We start from the raw sequence: 339 nt of genomic DNA, 5'->3' as shown, positions 1-339 counted from the left end.
TAAAGCCGGTAGGATTTCTTTGTTAAATAGGTAGTTTGTAATTGCCGGTGTTTTATATGCTGCATCTGCGGCAACGGCTTCCGGTTTTCCAACTTTCTCAATCACTTGATCAATAAGTGGCTCTAAGACTTGACTGTCATGTGTATTTCCAGGTGTTACAATCGTTCCTAATACAAACCCGTTTCGGTCTGCGGCCGCGTGGAATGAATAGGCAAACTGTTTTGTTCGTTCATCTTTCACATAGTAGCCACTCTCAGAATCTGTTGTACTTTCTTTTATTTCTTTGGTTTCGTTCTTATCAAATTTATCCGGTGGAAAAGGCTTCTTTCCATGGTTTTC

The 339-nt window shown here is 40.4% G+C and carries 1 protein-coding gene; it reads right to left on the bottom strand.

Annotation, left to right across the window (positions count from 1 at the left end; all coding sequences use genetic code 11):
• On the bottom strand, positions 1-339 hold a 339-nt coding region (locus QNI08_RS22440), incomplete at both ends, for a transposase (RefSeq protein ID WP_285769554.1).

The organism is Peribacillus folii (assembly GCF_030271255.1).
Classification (GTDB): domain Bacteria; phylum Bacillota; class Bacilli; order Bacillales; family DSM-1321; genus Peribacillus.
This window is presented reverse-complemented; position numbering and strand designations above follow the sequence as displayed.